Source organism: Flavobacterium sp. ENC, from assembly GCF_020991415.1.
In the GTDB taxonomy this organism is placed as follows: domain Bacteria; phylum Bacteroidota; class Bacteroidia; order Flavobacteriales; family Flavobacteriaceae; genus Flavobacterium.
Map to the genome: position 1 here is coordinate 434,537 of NZ_JAJMOY010000003.1, position 16,038 is coordinate 450,574.

A 16,038-nucleotide genomic window follows, 5' to 3' on the forward strand; every position below is an offset into this window, starting at 1 on the left:
GATGAAAAAAATACTGATTATAAATGGACACCCGAATGCTGCAAGTTTCAATTTTGGAATTGCGGACTCTTATTTAAATGGTGCAATTGCTTCCGGGGCACAGGTAGAAACTATTACCATTGCCGAACTACAATTTAATCCGAATCTGCAATTTGGCTATCAAAAACGCACCGAATTAGAACCGGACTTACTGGATGCCTGGGAAAAAATTAAAAAGGCAGATCATTTGGTGTGGATTCATCCTGTCTGGTGGGGTGGCTTACCTGCTATCACAAAAGGATTTATTGATCGGTTGTTTTTGCCCGGAATGGCTTTTCAGTACCGGGAAAACTCAGTTTGGTGGGACAAATTACTAAAAGGAAAAACCGCCCATATTATTACCACTCTCGATCAGCCGGGCTGGTATTACCGCTTGTTTTATGGAAGACCCAGCGTCAATCAGCTTAAGAAATCTACTTTGGAATTCTGTGGCGTAAAACCGGTAAAAGTCAGCTATATCGGAATCATAAAAGGCTCTGGTGATTTTCAAAGAGAAAAATGGCTGCACAAAGTCTATAATTTAGGACTTCAGAATAAATAAGGGGGTAAGGTTTTTTTTGCCACGAATTACACGAATCTGGACGAATTTTTGATGCAAAGTGTGTAAAATAATTCGCGCTAATTTGTGTAATTCGTGGCCAAAAAGCCTTTGCGAACTTTGCGAAAATCCCTCGCGTCCTTGCGGTTAATTACGGCAGAATATTAAGTATGTAAATCCAATCCAAATGTAGAACGTAAAAGTTCAATGTTTGGGTTGATTTCCAGTAAGCGGTTGTAACGGTCCTGATCGTTAAAGCTGCGTTTGCTTTCGATAGTTTCGTTTACCTTAACCTCAATTGTAATGTCATGATTGTGTAGGTGACCTTTTAAATGTCCCAAAAGCCCGTGAATCTGGCTTTCAAAATCCAGTTTGGAGCCTTCATTGGGTAATTCCAGTGTAATTACCGTTCCGTCTAAAGTCGGGTCGTTAATCAATAACAACGATTGCATGATTTTTAAGCCTTTATCCCCGAGACGCTGTGCATATTTATTCCATTGCACTAACATTTCTGTCTCGGTAAATTCTTCAGTTGGAAGGACAGAGGAAGGTTTGACATACGATTTGGTACTGGCTTCCAGTTCTTTTTTCTTGCGGATACTCGATAACGAAAAAGCAGAAATTTTAGGTTCAGGGCCTGATTCGGGTTTTGTTACAGGGGTTTCCTCTTTTGTAGCTTCGACGATTGTTTCCGATTTCACTTCAACAGTCGAATGGCTATTCTGTCCCTCATTTGGAATTTGGGATTTCAAATTTGGATCTTCTCCTGAAGTGTTTGGAATTTGGGCTTTTGTAGTTGGAATTTCAACAATAGAATATCCCCCATTTTTAAAGTAAACGGGTGGAATTATGAATTGCTCAGCTTTTTTTTTTCTCCATCAAAATTGATAGAGGCTAACTGCATCAGGCATAATTCGACTAAAAGGCGCTGGTTCTGACTTAGTTTGTATTTTAAATCACAGTCATTTGCAATGTCAATTCCTTTTAATAAAAAGTCCTGTGAGCATTTTTGAGCTTGTACGCCATACATTTGCTGGGCCTGTTCACCCACTTCAAGCAAAGCAATAGTAGCGGGAGTTTTACTTACCAGTAAATCCCTGAAATGTGAAGCCAGTCCGGCAATAAAATGATGTCCGTCAAAACCTTTGGCAAGAATATCATTGTACGCCAGTAAAAGATCCGGAATTTTATTTTCTAAAAGTAAATCAGTAATGTTAATGTACGTTTCGTAATCTAAGACGTTCAGGTTTTCGGTAACGGCCTGACGGGTTAAGTTGGTTCCGCAAAAAGAAACGACACGGTCAAAAATCGATAAAGCGTCACGCATCGCACCATCTGCCTTTTGGGCAATAATGTGCAGGGCATCGTCTTCAAAATTAATTCCCTGACTTGCCGCAACTTCCGCTAAATGTTCCTTGGCATCTTTTACCGTAATTCTCTTGAAATCAAAAATCTGGCAACGGGATAAAATCGTTGGAATAATTTTGTGTTTCTCAGTCGTAGCTAAGATAAAAATAGCATGTTTTGGCGGTTCTTCCAGTGTTTTCAGAAAAGCATTAAAAGCTGCCGATGACAACATGTGGACCTCGTCGATAATATAGACTTTGTATTGCCCGGTTTGTGGCGGGATCCGAACCTGGTCGATCAGGCTTCGAATATCATCAACCGAGTTGTTGGATGCAGCATCTAACTCAAAAACGTTAAAAGCAAAATCTTCATTAGGATCATCATATCCGGGCTGATTTATTTTTCGGGCCAGAATACGGGCGCAGGTAGTTTTACCAACTCCACGCGGTCCTGTAAACAATAAAGCCGAAGCAAGATGATTGCTTTCTATGGCATTTAGCAAAGTGTTGGTAATGGCTTTCTGTCCCACAACATCCTTAAAGGTTTGTGGGCGGTATTTACGGGCCGATACTACAAATTGTTCCATATTCTTTTTTATTCGATAGCAAATATAGGCTGAAAATTGCCAAATCACAAATCTGAAATTGATAAATATTCAAGTGTATTTTGAGTGGTTTGAACAGGGGCAGGTAACATTTAATTTTAATACAGGCTTAACGAAATGGATGCCTGATAAAACGGATTTACTAAGCAAAAAAGCACAGATTTACATTAGATCTGTCTTCCTGAGCGAAGTCGAAGGAACGCAATAATAAACAATCAAAGTCCTTGTGAGGAATGAAGTAATCTCATTAGGATGATAAATTAAGCATTCCTGTTTTGTACTAAAAAATGTAGTATTTTAGCAGTAGCAACACCTGAAAAACTGCGTAAATCTTTTAAAAAGTGATGATTGGTGCGTTTTTTAAAATCCAAATTTTATGAAAAAATATCTGTTCCTCATTACGATTGTATTTTTTTCTTTTCAGATTCAGGCGCAGACGGCTCAGGATACGCTTGAGATTAAACGTGTTGCCCTGGCTTATATTGAGGCACAACACCATCCGAATCCGAAATTGATGGAAAGTGCCCTGCATCCGAGACTGGTCAAAAGATCCGTTTTTAGAAATAAGGAAACCCAAAAAGATTATGTGTCTGAATATTTCGCCGAAAACATGGTTATTCTGGCCGATACCTATAACGTAAAAGGAGATAAATTTCCCAAAAATCCAAGAAAAGAAGTGAAGCTGTTAGATGTTTCTTCCAGAACAGCATCTGTAAAATTACTGGCCGACACCTGGATCGATTATATGCATATTGTAAAAACAAACGGGGAATGGAAAATAATAAATGTACTCTGGCAATATAATGATGTGTCGCAACACGAATAGAAGTACTATTTTTATAAATCTTCTATTCAGAAACATATCTTAAAAAAAAAACAGTTATTCTCTTAATTAGCGGATATGAATGATAAACTAAAAATTATCGAATTCAGGGAAAGCGATTTAGATGCGTTGCGTGAACTATTTCTCAAAGTGCGTCAAAGTACTTTTGTATGGGTCGATCAGAGTACCTTTGATTTGCCGGATTTTGATGTCCAGACAAAAGGAGAATATATCCTGACGGCACTTTACGATGAAAAAGTTATTGGATTTATTTCGGTCTGGATGCGGGATAATTTTATTCATCACTTGTATATTGACGAATCATTTCATAAACGCGGAATTGGAAAAATACTTTTAAAAGCTGCTTTAGAGCGAACAAAGTTTCCGGTAATGCTGAAATGCCTGGAGCAGAATACACAAGCCGTTGCATTTTATAAAAAGACCGGATTTAGAGAGAAAGGACGCGGTGATAATGAAAACGGTCCTTATATTTTGTTTGAACTGAATCAGAAAATAGAATGAAAATCATCACCTGGAATTGTAATATGGCTTTCAGGAAAAAAGCCAGGTATATTCTGGCTCATCAGCCGGATATTCTGATTATTCCGGAATGCGAAAATATCGAAAACCTCAAATTTCCTCCCGATGTTCCGCTGCCAACAGCTGTACTTTGGTACGGCACCAATCAGCACAAAGGCCTTGGGGTCTTTTCATACAGTGAGTACAGGCTTGAACTTATGGATTGTCATAATCCTGATTTTAAAAACGTCCTGCCTATCGCAGTTACCAAAGGAAAAACAGATTTTATTTTATTCGCGGTATGGGCCAATAACCCACAGGACAAGGACGGACAGTATGTAACTCAGGTCTGGAAAGCCATTAATTACTACGAAAAACTGCTTGCTGAAACAAAGACGATTTTAATTGGCGATTTCAACAGCAATACCATTTGGGACAAACCCAGAAGAGCAGGAAATCATTCGACTGTTGTCAGTAAATTGGCGGAGAAGGGCATACATAGTGTGTACCATAAATTTTTTAATCAGGAACAGGGAAAAGAAATACATCCTACTTTGTTTTTATACCGTCACGAAAACAGACCCTATCATCTTGATTATTGTTTTGCCTCAAATGATTTTATGCAGGTCTTAGAAAGTGTTGAAGTCGGAAGCTATGAAGACTGGAAAATGTACAGCGATCATAAACCCCTGATTGTGAAATTTGGAATCTGAAGCAGGAAAGTTAAAGGGAACAATAAAAAAACAGATTCTATCAAAGCACATTTCTGCTTTGATTTAAAATTAATTTTTTACTGGAAAAAATATAAAACGTGAACGGGTATCATATAATTTATTAGTTCTTAATAGCCTTAATTTTAGGTTGTTAATTATTAAAAAATAGCATTATGAAAATGAAATCAATTTTATTGGGAATGGGACTTGCTTGCTCTCTATTCGCATGTACTCCAAAAGACACCGATATACAAAAAGAAATTGCCTTAAAATTAGGAGACAAGCCTGAAGTACAGGTTTTGGTACAGGATGGTGTTGCCACGATTACAGGTATTTGTAACGATGAGGCTTTTAAGCAAAATACAGAAAACATAGTAAAAGGGGTCAAAGGAGTAAAATCTGTTGTGAACAACTGCGAAATTCCGGCACCTCAAACAGAACCTGTTGCAGCGGCCGTTGTCATTAATTCGGACAGTACATTAGATAAATCGGTAAGTGATGTCGTAAAAGCTTACGATGGAGTAAGTGCTACCGTTGTAGGCGGTGTCGTAACACTCTCCGGAGAAATCAAAAGAAACCAGTTGCAGCCTTTAATGCAAAGTGTGCAGGAATTGAAACCTAAGAAAGTGGAAAATAAACTAACCATAAAATAAGGAGTGATGAGTTTACAGGAAAAATACAGCGCAGTAACCAATCTGGCTGCTGACTTAGGAATAACAAATTTACAGGTCAGAGAACAGGATAATGTACTCTATATTGATGGTACGGCCAATTCTGCTTCAGATAAAGACAAACTTTGGGACGCTTACAACAAAATAGATCCGGATTACAGATCGGCTGATGTTGTGATGAATATTGAAGTGACTGAAAAAGTTTCAAGAGAATATACAGTGGAAAACGGAGATTCACTATCTAAAATCGGAAAAGCATATGGCGTTTCCTGGCAGGACATCTACGAAGCCAATAAAGATATCATCAAAAATCCGGACCTCATTCAGGTGGGCTGGAAACTGAAAATACCAACAGTGTAATTTAATTTTGCTGTTTAGAAAAGTCCGTCGTCTGATGGACTTTTTTATTATTTTGCTTTTAACTGCAAGGCTTTAAGATTTAGCAAGGTTTCATAACCATTTTGCGTAGAATTTGTATCATTCTGAGGAACGAAGCATCTCCGCGACATCAAGAAAGGAAATCCCCCGTTCCCCAAAACGACAATTTTCTCCGTCCGATTATTGGAATTTGGAATTTAAAAAAAAATGGAATTTAAGTTTAAAAAATCACCTTCCCTTTATACTCAAATCCAATAAAATCTGTGCGGTTTCGGAATCGGAATCCGCTGAAAACCCTGATACATAAACTCCTTTTTTGCCGGAGTTTGATTTAATTCCGTATACAACTGCCTCATCGCCAGGGTCTGATTCCCCTTCGTATCGATACACATGTACAATTTCAAATTTTTCAGGATTCTTTTTAATTGCGTCAGAGTTTAAATTAAAATCGCAGGTAAATCCTTTCTCATGTAATTGATCTAAAGCTTTTGAAACAGTTGCGTAATGATACATTCTAGTCATAATAATCGTATTTTAAAATTATGGATTTTAAAGATAACTATTTTAAAATTAAATCATTACGAAAAACGTGAGTAAATCTGAAATTTAAAATCATTATTCTTAGTAGATAAATCGCTACTTTTGCCGCGCAGACCGCCTTATCGTCGTTCCGATTTATCGGGAGGGAGGAAAGTCCGGACACCACAGAGAAGCATAGCGGGTAACACCCGTCGGCCTTAGCAATAAGGCAAGGACAAGTGCAACAGAAAGTATGTACAGGTAATGCTGTAGTGAAACCAGGTAAACTCTATGCGGTGAAATACCAAGTATATCAGCATTTAAGGGCTTCTCGTTCGTTGCTGAAGGGTAGGTAGCTCGAGCTTATGAGTAATTGTAAGCCTAGATAAATGATAAGGCTCTGATTTATCAGAGACAGAATCCGGCTTACAGGTCTGCATTTTTTATATATTTGTGAATCCATCTAACTAATTTTCATGAATATTCCTGTCCCCAATTCTTCGGATAAACCTAAAAAAAGTACGTTTAAGGTCATTATAACCAATCTTACCTTCTGGGTGCTGATCGCGATTATTGCTGGTGTTCTGCTCGGTCATTTCTCGCCTGAAAACGGGATGAAAATGGAAATCGTCGGCAAGACCTTTGTAGATATTATCAAGCTTTTTATTGGTCCGATTATCTTTCTTACCATTGTTCTTGGAATTTCTGGAATGGGAAACCTTAAAAAAGTAGGCCGTATCGGTGTAAAAGCACTGGGATATTTTGAAATTGTTTCGACTATTGCGCTGGCAATTGGAGTTACAATTGCTTATGTTTTTAAACCCGGAAAAATCGATAAAACAGGCCTGGCGCTGCAAGATGCGAGTCAGTATACGAATCATGCGGCCGAGAACTTCTCCTGGCTGAAATTCTTTCTTTCTAATTTTACGCTTCAGGTTTTACTGGCCGCAATTGTCTGTGGTATCGCCTTAAATTTTTACCGGAAAAGAGAACAGACTATTCTGGTTTTGGAACGTTTCTCAAAAGTAGTTTTTACAGGTTTGAAATATGTCATGTATCTCGCTCCAATTGGTGCTTTTGGGGGAATGGCATACACAATCGGCAAGTTTGGACTGCAAACTTTGATTCCGTTGGGAAAACTGATGCTTTGCGTATACCTGACCATGATTTTGTTTGTGTTTTTGATTTTGGGAAGTATCCTGAAATATTATAAAATAAGTATCCTTTCGATTTTAAAATATATCAAAGAAGAACTCTTACTGGTACTCGGAACTTCCTCTTCTGAAGCGGCTCTGCCCAGTATAATGGTGAAACTGGAGCGAATGGGCTGTAGTAAATCGGTGGTGGGACTGGTAATTCCGACCGGATATTCGTTTAATCTCGACGGGACTTCCATTTACTTATCGATGTCGGTAATTTTTCTGGCACAGTTGTATGATGTTCATTTGAGTTTTTTTGAAATCCTGAGCGTTATCGGTATACTGATGATTACCTCAAAAGGTGCGGCCGGTGTGACCGGAAGCGGTTTTATTGTTTTGGCGTCGACGCTGACAGCGATTCATAAAATTCCCGTTGAAGGCCTGGCTTTTTTATTGGGAGTAGATAAATTTATGAGTGAAGCCCGTGCCATCACAAACCTAATTGGAAATACGGTAGCCACAATCATAATTTCTAAAAGTGAACATGACTTTACAGAGCTGAATCTGGAACCTGTTGTGGAGGAATAATTTTTTAGTAAGGAGGATAGCACACGGATTACACAGATTATACGGATTTACAAGAATTTTTTATTTGAACTGCTATTTGAAGTCGATAAAACATCTAACATCTAACATCCAACATCTAACATCCAACATCTAACATTTAACATTTATCATGAAAACAAGAATAGGAATTTTAGGTCTAGGTGGAGTAGGCGGTTATTTTGGCGGACTTTTAGCGAAAGCATATCAGGAATCGGAAGACATCGAAATTGTCTTTATTGCCCGTGGTGAAACGTTAAAAGTAGTTTCAGGATCAGGATTGAAAATCATTACGAAGGATTCAGAAATGGTAGTTTTTCCAAAAGTAGTGTCAAATGATCCTGCTGTTATCGGTAAACTCGATTACTTAATTTGTGCCACGAAGACCTATGATATCGAAGAAAGTCTTCTTGCGCTAAGTAAATGCATTACCAAAAACACAGTAATTCTTCCTTTATATAATGGCGTTGATGCTCCGGAACGTATCAGTACCCTTTATCCGGATAATGAAGTGCTGCAAGGTTGTGTTTATATTTTTTCCATGATTGAATCACCTGGCGTTATTCATAACGTCGGCGCTCTGCAACGATTGTTTTTTGGATCTGAAAGCGCTTCTGTTTCCAAAATGAAAGCCCTGCAGGCCATTTTTAAAAACGCATCGATCGATAGTCATCTGGTAGACAATATTGAAGACACCGTTTGGGAGAAATTTGTTTTTATTTCGGTATTAGCGTCAGCAACCTGTTATCTGGATTTTAACATTGGACAAATTCTGGAAAGCCGGACGGGCAGAAATGTATACGTTTCGCTCATGAATGAAATTACAATGATTGCAGCCGTAAAAGGACTCAATCTTCCTGAGGATATTATTATGCAGACGATTTTAAAACTTGAAAAAACTCCTCCGGATACAACTTCATCGATGCATCGTGATTTGTTGGCCGGAAGAAATATAGAATTGGCTTCATTAACCGAATTTGTAATTAATGAAGGCCATAAATATGAAGTGGAGACCCCAACTTATCAATTGGTTTTCGATAAATTATCAAACCCAAAAGAAGCGTAGGTCTACGATTCGTCTTTTGTGGCACGAACCAGACTGATTCCCGACATAAAGAAAACGATTCCAAGTATTCCATAAATAATTAAGGATTTAATATCCCTTGTTTCGCCAGAAGTTCCTGCGAAAATAACTGCTGTGTAAATTAGGCCGATAATACCAAGGAGTGTAAGTAATCCTCCAAATAATCTTTTTAGGTTCATGATTTTTGTTTTTAAATGTTACCAACAAATTTATCTGAATTAATACTCAATTAGTTATATAATTACCGATTCCGATTATAAGATTTACATTGAATGAACTGTAAGAAAATAATTCAATTTCTATATCATGGTATTGTTTTAATGTTATATTTGCGCGCTGTTACTGCTTATTATTTTAAGGCAGAACATTGTAAAATAAGCTATGATAAAAAAAATACTTTTCTTTTTGTTGGTTTTGTCCTGTATAAATTCAAATGCACAGCATGCCAGAATATTTGCCAATATTTCAGCATATTCGCATTCTGACTTTCAAAACAATTCCTTTGTAGAATTGGGAGCTGGTTTAGAGGTAAAAGCCCATCGCTTTCTGAAACCCGAGATAGGAGTCAGTTATTTTATAGGAAACCTGGAGGATTACAGTAAAAAAGATGCATTGGGAAATACGCTCGATCTCAGAACCAGTAAGGCATATGCCCTTAATTTTAACCTGACACCCAAGATTTCGTTGTACAGTAAAGAAGTAAATTCGGGTGATGTGTTTATTCAGATCTTACCGAGATTTAATGTTTCAAAAATTGGCGCAGATCGTTATTATACGGTCATCAATCAGACGAAACCGTCGGCTTCTGTAACTACAAAAGAAACTGTCAGCGAATGGCAGCACTCGTTTGGAATAGGACTAGGAATCGATATTGTACTTTCGGATAAAAGTTATGATTCGCTTTCTGTCAATTTGTATTACAACGGAGTGAATATGGGAAAAGCTTTAACAGAAGTAAACCATTCCGGTTCAAGAGTTAATACGGAAACAGTTGGGGCGGGAATCAGCTATTATCTAGGATTTGAAAAGAAAAAAAATTAGATTTTATATTTTAAATTCAAGACCAATATTCCGGATACTCTCGATACTGATTGCAGCATCTTCCTTAAAATATTTCCGGATTTTACTGATGTAAACATCCATACTTCTGCCCGAGAAAAAATCATCATTGCCCCAAATAGCTTTCAGTATTTCTTCTCTTTTCAGCAATTGGTTTTTATGCAAATAAAAATACTGAATCAAAGCGGCTTCTTTTTCTGTAAGCTGCTGATTTTTATTGTTTAGTTTTAAAATCAGGCGTTGGGTGTCAAACAGATATAATCCAATCTGAATTTCTGCTGTTTCCGTTGAAAGGTCTTTTTGACGGCTTCTTTTTAAGATATTTTGCAAACGCAAAATCAGTTCTTCGGCTTCGAAAGGTTTTACGATATAATCGTCAGCACCTAGTTTCAGTCCAATGATTTTGTCTTCTTTTAGTTTTTTGGCGGTCAGGAAAATAAAAGGAATCTCAGGATTTATTCTGATGATTTTTTCCGCTAAAGAAAAACCGTCCAGTTTGGGCATCATTACATCAAAAACACAAATGTCAAAACGCTGGTTTTTAAAAAGATCAAGTGCGATTTCACCATCTTCTGCCCAAATTACTTCATAATGGTAAAGTTCCAGATATTGCCTGAGCATATTGGCAAAATCAAAATCATCTTCGGCTAAAAGTATTCTTTTCAATGGAAATGATTTAAACTTTAAACATAATCGTAAACACGGCTCCTTTTCCCAAATCGCTCATCACGGCAATCGAACCCTGGTGTGCTTTTATAATCTGATCTACGTAGTACAAGCCTAATCCAAGGCCTTTTGCATTGTGTATATTGCCTTGCTCAACCCTGTAGAACTTCTCAAAAAGCAGGGCTTGTTTGTTTTTGGAAATGCCGATTCCGTCATCTTCAATACTGATTGCAAACTCATCCTGATGCTTTCTTGTTTTTACGGAAATGTTGCTGGAACCATATTTTACGGCATTTTCCAGCACATTTAAAATAGCCGTGGTCAAATGAAATTTATCCAGAACCAAAACTGTTTTTTGCGTTTGAAAATCGGTTTCAATTGTAATTTTCGGATACCCAATTTTAAAATCTTCTACAATCGAAAGCAGGAAAGCTTCGGTGTTGATTTTTTCTTTTTGTAATTCGATTTCGTTTTCTGCCAGTGAGTTGGCCAGAACCTGATCGATTAAGCTTTGCAAACGATTATTCTGTCGCGAGATGGTATTCACAATCGCATGGAAGTTTTCGTCGTTATCACGAATATTTTTCTGTTCTAATATCTTTGTTGAAATGCCTAATGTTGCTAAAGGCGTTTTGAGTTCGTGTGTAATATTATTGATAAAATCAGTCTTGACGTCACTTACTTTTTTTTGTTTGATTAAGGCTTTGATCGCAATTATAAAAAGCATTATCAAAGTGAAAACAGAAAGTAAAGACAAAGTAAGAACAACGGCCATACGCCTTAAAATGATCATTTCCCAGTCGATTACCGAAATGTACATCGAATCTTCCGTCAGTAATTTATACTCCTGATTTTCAAATGTTCCATTCGTGGTCCCGACATAATTCCGAACTAGAAAAGCATGATTTAACGAAGCCAGATTCCCGTACAGTTTATTTTGTATCAAAGGTTTCTGAGAGAAAATCGTATCTGCTTTTTTGTTGTTTTGATACAGTACGAATTTGTTCAGGACAATGGCAAAATCAATTCGGAGATTCGGCATTTCCCTTTCAAACTTACGCTGGATTTTCAGCGTTAAGGCATCTCTGAATTCATTGTCAATAATATCATTTTGAATTGCAGCTTTAGATTTTTTTCCCTGAACGTACTTCTCGGTTAATTGTTTATAAAGCGCTTCTTTTTTAGCAACAATAACAGCATCAATATCACTGTAATTGTTTGAGATTTGCGCTATTTCATTTTTGATTTCGGTATGAAACTGGGCCACTTTATAATCATAAGTCGTCTTTACCAGATAGCATTGTACCGCCGATAAAATAATCAGGGCGACAACGGAAAAGGCTATTAATAAATTGATTCTTTGTTTCATACAGATCGAAAATTCATTCCAAAAATACTGTTTTTAAGATACAATTGGAGCATTAACTCCGCATTAACCTCCAATTAACTTTCGCGGCAATTTTTTAGAAGCATTTTTGCAGGATCTCAATCTGAAAATTAGTGTTAAATGAAAATTTATATGTTTTTAAAAATTATTCTCGCGCTGTTACTATTTTGTTTTTCAATTGTCGGAAACGCTCAAAATGAAATACCAAAAGACAGTATTTCAAATAAATTAGAGGAAGTTGTGATTACTCAGAACAAAAAAACGTTCAGCAATACCAACGGAAATATAAAAGTGGACGTTGCAAATTCGATTTATAATTCAATTCCGAATGCTGTTGATTTATTGGCGAAATTACCAACTGTTCAGATCAGTTCCGATAAAGAAAATATTACCGTTATCGGAAAGGGAAGTCCGCTGATTTATATCGATAATCAAAAAGCGGGAATAAATGACCTGAATGCTTTGGCAGTGGCCGATATCAAAACGATTGAAATTATTCAGAATCCGTCTTCCAAATACGAGGCAGAAGGCCGCAGCGTAATTTTAATTACAAGGAAATTTAGTAAAAAAGACAGTTTCAGAACGGAAATTTCGGAAGTCGCTTCTTTCAAAAAACAGTATAACAATTACCTCGGATTCAATTCAAATTTCAAAAAAAGTAAGCTTGAATGGAAAGCAAATTTCAATTACAATAAACTGCAGCCCTGGGAAAGCCACAGTATTAAATATCAGATTCCGCAAGCGAATATTGCCTCCGATTATGATGTAACGGCGCTTACCAAAAGAAACCAGTTTGTTTTTGGCGGAGGTTTATTCTACAAAATAAATGACGATGATTATTTTTCGGTTAGTATCAACAGCAAACTGCAAAAAGATTCTTTTGATATCAATACCACAACTTATAATAAAAACAACAGCGAAATAAATAATGTGATCACATGGACGGGAAATCAAAGCAAAAAGAATTTCGTCAACTTCTTTTTAAATTATCAGAAAAAGATAAAGCCGTTTGATGCACAGTTTTTTACAGGCCTGCAATATTCTAATTTTGATCAGGGATTGTTTACCGAAGTAAATGACAATTATAATGATACGCAATTCGAACAAACACAAATCAGGGATCAGAAATTTGAAATTAATTATTTTTCGGGAAGAATGGATATCGAGAAAAAATTTAAAAATGAAATGAAACTCGAATTTGGCGGTTTGTATTCGGCAGCAAATTCTAAATCGGATGTTGCTGTTTTTTATACCGCAACCGATGAAAACGAATTGAGTTTTTACAATTTCAAAGAGGCAAATATATCCGGATACACACAATTGTCCGGTAAAATTAAAAAAATCGATTTTTCAGTGGGGTTCAGGGTTGAAAACTCAAAAGTAACCGGAAAATTTAAAACAGACGAAGTACCCTTACTGGATAAAAACTACACGAATCTTTTTCCGAAAATGCAGTTTACAGTTCCAATAGACAGTGTTAAAAGTATTTCGGTAAACTATGCCAAAAGTATTTCACGACCTAATTATTCGTCTTTAAGTCAGGGTTCTACCTATATTAATCCATACTTTTTATATGCCCGGAATATTAATTTAGTGCCAACGATTACAGATGAGATTGTTGCAAATTTTCAGTATCATGACAAATCGGTCCGATTAAGTTTTACCAAAACCAATAATCCGGTTTACAATAGTTTTTCTTTTGATGATCAAAAAAACATCATGACGTTTAAAGATATCAATTTCGATAAAAGCGCTGCAGTATCCCTTGATTTTACGGTACCCTTTACCTATAAATTCTGGACAACGACCAATTCCCTGGTTTTCATTTTGGAAAAAATTGAAGATAAATCTGCAGTAGTGCTGGCCTCGGAACCTTATTTGTATTATTCTTCCAATAACGAATTCAGACTTCCAAAAGAATATGTCTTCACTTTGAATTTCTGGGGACTAACGAAGCAAAAAACCGGTGTTTTTGAAACAAATCCAAGACTTATTGTAGATATGGCCGTTTCAAAAACGTACTTTCAAAAATGGAAATTTACTTTGAGCTGTACTAATATTTTAAAAAATAACACTGAAACCGAAAAATTCACCATCAATACGATTTATTCTAAAGCAAGATATGTAGTGGATAATCATGAAATTTCAATCGCTATAAAATATTCCTTTGGGAAGATAAAAGAAACGGAATTTAAAGAGCGAAATATCGACGAAAACCAAAACAGAATCCGTTAAAAAACAAAAAGTCTCCTGAATTTCAGGAGACTTTTTAAGATTGAAAAGAAGAATTTATCCTTCGTCTTCTTCTGTAGCTTTATTAGATGTTTCATCGGCCATTTCTTCGTCGTCATCCGTAGAATTCAATTCGAAGAAGGTAAAAAAGGAACCGCCATAACTTTTCTGAAAGGAGAAATTACTCAAATGCTCCATTTTGGTATATTTGGAATGTTCGATAATCATCATTCCGTCGTCGTGAAGCAAATCTCTTTCGAAGACCGTAAGGACTATTTTTTCAAAAGTCGCCTGGTCTAAACCGTACGGAGGGTCTGCGAAAATAATATCGTAAGAAGTTTTGCAGTTTTCAAGGAATTTAAAAACATCGCTTTTTGTCGCTGCAATTTCAAAATCATACTCTGAGGCCACCTGTTTGATGAATTTTACGCACCCAAAATCGCCATCAACCGAGGTAATAGGAGCACTTCCTCTTGAAGCGAATTCGAAACTGATATTTCCGGTACCTGAAAATAAATCCAGAACCTTTAAGCCTTCAAAACTAAAATGATTGTTCAGCACATTAAACAATGCCTCTTTACTCATGTCAGTTGTTGGTCGTACAGGAAGGTTTTTGGGTGGAGAAATGCGGCGTCCTTTGAATTTTCCTGAAATGATTCTCATGATTGAAATAAGATATAATGTTTTTGATTCTGAGCAGTAGAGTAGTTGTTTTTTTCTTGTAACCTGCTTACATCCAAAAATGTAATGTTACGAATGTATTTATACGCAATGGCATAAAAAGGATCATTTTTGGTTATCGTTCCCAATAATTCAAGGTGAAAACTTTCGGGGTTTAAACTCAGTTGCTCTGCTGTGAAAAGCAAATAGTATAAAAAGTCTTCCGGTGTCTGATATTCGAATGAGTTGAACAGCAATAATTTTTGGTTCTGTACCACAATCAGTTCAAAATGGTCCGGATTAAAATTAACGATCATTTTTTTATCGTCGTTATTTTTAGAAGCTTCCAGTATTTTCTCAATTAAGATACTGTTGGCGTGTTTGTAATCGAAGGAACCTACCTGATCAATCAGAAAATTATTGATATTCACATAGGGAATGTAAACCGTATTCATCTCGTAATTTGAAATCTGGTCATACGTAAAAAAATCAGTTTCAAAAACTTTGGTATTGTATTGCAGGTAACTGCCCAGATAATTTTCATCAAATAAGGCAACAGGCACAAAAGTGGAAAGATTGTTACTGTGAATGACGGTAATGTCATCATAAGTCTCTTTTAATTCCGGATGTTTTTTAAAAGCATCACTATATAATTCCTCTATTTTGGATCCTTTTTGTGTGGGTGTAAATTCTACTTCATTAAACGAAGTGATGCTGTTATTAAGCGTATCAAAACAACAAAACGAAAATCCGCTCAGCGAAACCTGAATCGAAAGTTTTTTGTATTTTTTTGATGTGATATTCGTATTTTGAAATGCCATAATCTGATTTACAATTCATTACCTGTTGTAGTGTCAAGAAAGAATTTAGTTAAAAGACAAACTTACAAATTAAAAAGCAACAATAATAATTGCAATTTCAAAAACAACATTTTCTTAAAGTTACCGGCTTATTATATTTTTATTAATTCTGTAATTTTAATTAGCCTCTTTTTAAAAATATTATCATTAAAATCGATTCCCGAAATTGCCTTTAACGCTAAAAAGACCGTACTTTG

18 protein-coding genes and 1 other RNA gene are annotated in these 16,038 nt (G+C 36.3%); 11 read left to right on the forward strand and 8 right to left on the reverse strand.

Annotation, left to right across the window (positions count from 1 at the left end):
* Position 1 precedes the first annotated feature (1 nt).
* Complete coding sequence (locus LPB89_RS10665) at positions 2–580, forward strand: NAD(P)H-dependent oxidoreductase (protein ID WP_230701726.1); 579 nt, start codon at positions 2–4, stop codon at positions 578–580.
* A 161-nt stretch (positions 581–741) separates the two neighbouring features.
* Here the strand turns inward: LPB89_RS10665 and LPB89_RS10670 are convergent, their stop codons facing one another.
* Positions 742–1,329: a DNA polymerase III subunit gamma/tau gene (locus LPB89_RS10670; protein WP_230701727.1), complete on the reverse strand. Its 588-nt coding sequence runs from the start codon at positions 1,327–1,329 to the stop codon at positions 742–744.
* A gap of 95 nt (positions 1,330–1,424) precedes the next feature.
* The gene (gene dnaX / locus LPB89_RS10675; protein WP_230701729.1) at positions 1,425–2,510 is read right to left on the reverse strand and encodes a DNA polymerase III subunit gamma/tau; all 1,086 of its coding nucleotides are present in this window, start codon (positions 2,508–2,510) and stop codon (positions 1,425–1,427) included.
* Positions 2,511–2,904: 394 nt separating this feature from the next.
* Here dnaX and LPB89_RS10680 point away from each other — a divergent pair, with 394 nt between their 5' ends.
* From LPB89_RS10680 to LPB89_RS10700, 5 genes are all read left to right on the forward strand, one after another.
* On the forward strand, positions 2,905–3,354 hold the full coding sequence (locus LPB89_RS10680) for a nuclear transport factor 2 family protein (protein WP_230701730.1): 450 nt from the start codon (positions 2,905–2,907) through the stop codon (positions 3,352–3,354).
* A 75-nt stretch (positions 3,355–3,429) separates the two neighbouring features.
* Complete coding sequence (locus tag LPB89_RS10685) at positions 3,430–3,873, forward strand: GNAT family N-acetyltransferase (RefSeq protein ID WP_230701732.1); 444 nt, start codon at positions 3,430–3,432, stop codon at positions 3,871–3,873.
* Positions 3,870–4,583, forward strand: coding sequence for an endonuclease/exonuclease/phosphatase family protein (locus LPB89_RS10690; protein WP_230701733.1), 714 nt, complete (start codon positions 3,870–3,872; stop codon positions 4,581–4,583). The genes LPB89_RS10685 and LPB89_RS10690 overlap by 4 nt, the downstream gene beginning before the upstream one ends.
* Positions 4,584–4,756: 173 nt before the next feature.
* Entirely contained in the window at positions 4,757–5,236 is a 480-nt protein-coding gene (locus LPB89_RS10695; RefSeq protein WP_230701734.1) for a BON domain-containing protein, read from the forward strand.
* Between the two features lie 6 nt (positions 5,237–5,242).
* The gene (locus LPB89_RS10700) at positions 5,243–5,614 is read left to right on the forward strand and encodes a LysM peptidoglycan-binding domain-containing protein (RefSeq protein ID WP_230701735.1); all 372 of its coding nucleotides are present in this window, start codon (positions 5,243–5,245) and stop codon (positions 5,612–5,614) included.
* 246 nt (positions 5,615–5,860) lie between these two features.
* Here the strand turns inward: LPB89_RS10700 and LPB89_RS10705 are convergent, their stop codons facing one another.
* Positions 5,861–6,154 (reverse strand): hypothetical protein, encoded by a 294-nt coding sequence (locus LPB89_RS10705; RefSeq protein WP_127338795.1) that lies wholly within the window; start codon positions 6,152–6,154, stop codon positions 5,861–5,863.
* Positions 6,155–6,278: 124 nt separating this feature from the next.
* On the opposite strand from LPB89_RS10705, the gene rnpB reads away from it, so the two are divergent.
* The 3 genes from rnpB (at position 6,279) to LPB89_RS10720 (ending at position 8,959) form a co-directional block, all read left to right on the forward strand.
* Positions 6,279–6,596: RNase P RNA component class A (rnpB, locus tag LPB89_RS10710), an RNA gene on the forward strand.
* A 31-nt stretch (positions 6,597–6,627) separates the two neighbouring features.
* On the forward strand, positions 6,628–7,878 hold the full coding sequence (locus LPB89_RS10715) for a cation:dicarboxylate symporter family transporter (RefSeq protein ID WP_230701737.1): 1,251 nt from the start codon (positions 6,628–6,630) through the stop codon (positions 7,876–7,878).
* Between the two features lie 148 nt (positions 7,879–8,026).
* Complete coding sequence (locus tag LPB89_RS10720; RefSeq protein ID WP_230701738.1) at positions 8,027–8,959, forward strand: ketopantoate reductase family protein; 933 nt, start codon at positions 8,027–8,029, stop codon at positions 8,957–8,959.
* Between the two features lie 2 nt (positions 8,960–8,961).
* Here LPB89_RS10720 and LPB89_RS10725 read toward each other — a convergent pair whose 3' ends face one another.
* Positions 8,962–9,156: a hypothetical protein gene (locus LPB89_RS10725; RefSeq protein ID WP_127338798.1), complete on the reverse strand. Its 195-nt coding sequence runs from the start codon at positions 9,154–9,156 to the stop codon at positions 8,962–8,964.
* A gap of 202 nt (positions 9,157–9,358) precedes the next feature.
* On the opposite strand from LPB89_RS10725, the gene LPB89_RS10730 reads away from it, so the two are divergent.
* A complete protein-coding gene (locus tag LPB89_RS10730; RefSeq protein ID WP_230701739.1) occupies positions 9,359–10,018 on the forward strand; it encodes a hypothetical protein in 660 nt (219 codons plus the stop codon).
* 3 nt (positions 10,019–10,021) lie between these two features.
* On the opposite strand, the gene LPB89_RS10735 is transcribed toward LPB89_RS10730, so the two are convergent.
* Both LPB89_RS10735 and LPB89_RS10740 read right to left on the reverse strand, forming a co-directional pair.
* Positions 10,022–10,702: a response regulator transcription factor gene (locus LPB89_RS10735; protein ID WP_230701740.1), complete on the reverse strand. Its 681-nt coding sequence runs from the start codon at positions 10,700–10,702 to the stop codon at positions 10,022–10,024.
* Positions 10,703–10,712: 10 nt separating this feature from the next.
* Positions 10,713–12,071, reverse strand: coding sequence for a sensor histidine kinase KdpD (locus LPB89_RS10740; RefSeq protein ID WP_230701742.1), 1,359 nt, complete (start codon positions 12,069–12,071; stop codon positions 10,713–10,715).
* Positions 12,072–12,221: 150 nt separating this feature from the next.
* Here LPB89_RS10740 and LPB89_RS10745 point away from each other — a divergent pair, with 150 nt between their 5' ends.
* On the forward strand, positions 12,222–14,324 hold the full coding sequence (locus LPB89_RS10745) for an outer membrane beta-barrel protein (RefSeq protein WP_230701744.1): 2,103 nt from the start codon (positions 12,222–12,224) through the stop codon (positions 14,322–14,324).
* A 54-nt stretch (positions 14,325–14,378) separates the two neighbouring features.
* On the opposite strand, the gene LPB89_RS10750 is transcribed toward LPB89_RS10745, so the two are convergent.
* Together LPB89_RS10750 and LPB89_RS10755 are read right to left on the reverse strand one after the other, a co-directional pair.
* Entirely contained in the window at positions 14,379–14,984 is a 606-nt protein-coding gene (locus LPB89_RS10750; protein ID WP_230701745.1) for an RsmD family RNA methyltransferase, read from the reverse strand.
* The gene (locus tag LPB89_RS10755) at positions 14,981–15,802 is read right to left on the reverse strand and encodes a DUF3822 family protein (RefSeq protein ID WP_230701746.1); all 822 of its coding nucleotides are present in this window, start codon (positions 15,800–15,802) and stop codon (positions 14,981–14,983) included. The genes LPB89_RS10750 and LPB89_RS10755 overlap by 4 nt, the downstream gene beginning before the upstream one ends.
* Positions 15,803–16,038 lie beyond the last annotated feature (236 nt).

Bases quoted from the DNA above. Each gene is read 5' to 3' on its own strand.
- LPB89_RS10745 (WP_230701744.1), top strand. From the start codon at position 12,222: ATGTTTTTAAAAATTATTCTCGCGCTGTTACTATTTTGTTTTTCAATT.
- LPB89_RS10755 (WP_230701746.1), bottom strand. From the start codon at position 15,802: ATGGCATTTCAAAATACGAATATCACATCAAAAAAATACAAAAAACTT.
- dnaX (WP_230701729.1), bottom strand. From the start codon at position 2,510: ATGGAACAATTTGTAGTATCGGCCCGTAAATACCGCCCACAAACCTTT.
- LPB89_RS10730 (WP_230701739.1), top strand. From the start codon at position 9,359: ATGATAAAAAAAATACTTTTCTTTTTGTTGGTTTTGTCCTGTATAAAT.
- LPB89_RS10695 (WP_230701734.1), top strand. From the start codon at position 4,757: ATGAAAATGAAATCAATTTTATTGGGAATGGGACTTGCTTGCTCTCTA.
- LPB89_RS10680 (WP_230701730.1), top strand. From the start codon at position 2,905: ATGAAAAAATATCTGTTCCTCATTACGATTGTATTTTTTTCTTTTCAG.
- LPB89_RS10705 (WP_127338795.1), bottom strand. From the start codon at position 6,154: ATGACTAGAATGTATCATTACGCAACTGTTTCAAAAGCTTTAGATCAA.
- LPB89_RS10685 (WP_230701732.1), top strand. From the start codon at position 3,430: ATGAATGATAAACTAAAAATTATCGAATTCAGGGAAAGCGATTTAGAT.
- LPB89_RS10715 (WP_230701737.1), top strand. From the start codon at position 6,628: ATGAATATTCCTGTCCCCAATTCTTCGGATAAACCTAAAAAAAGTACG.
- LPB89_RS10720 (WP_230701738.1), top strand. From the start codon at position 8,027: ATGAAAACAAGAATAGGAATTTTAGGTCTAGGTGGAGTAGGCGGTTAT.
- LPB89_RS10700 (WP_230701735.1), top strand. From the start codon at position 5,243: ATGAGTTTACAGGAAAAATACAGCGCAGTAACCAATCTGGCTGCTGAC.
- LPB89_RS10750 (WP_230701745.1), bottom strand. From the start codon at position 14,984: ATGAGAATCATTTCAGGAAAATTCAAAGGACGCCGCATTTCTCCACCC.
- LPB89_RS10690 (WP_230701733.1), top strand. From the start codon at position 3,870: ATGAAAATCATCACCTGGAATTGTAATATGGCTTTCAGGAAAAAAGCC.
- LPB89_RS10740 (WP_230701742.1), bottom strand. From the start codon at position 12,071: ATGAAACAAAGAATCAATTTATTAATAGCCTTTTCCGTTGTCGCCCTG.
- LPB89_RS10665 (WP_230701726.1), top strand. From the start codon at position 2: ATGAAAAAAATACTGATTATAAATGGACACCCGAATGCTGCAAGTTTC.
- LPB89_RS10725 (WP_127338798.1), bottom strand. From the start codon at position 9,156: ATGAACCTAAAAAGATTATTTGGAGGATTACTTACACTCCTTGGTATT.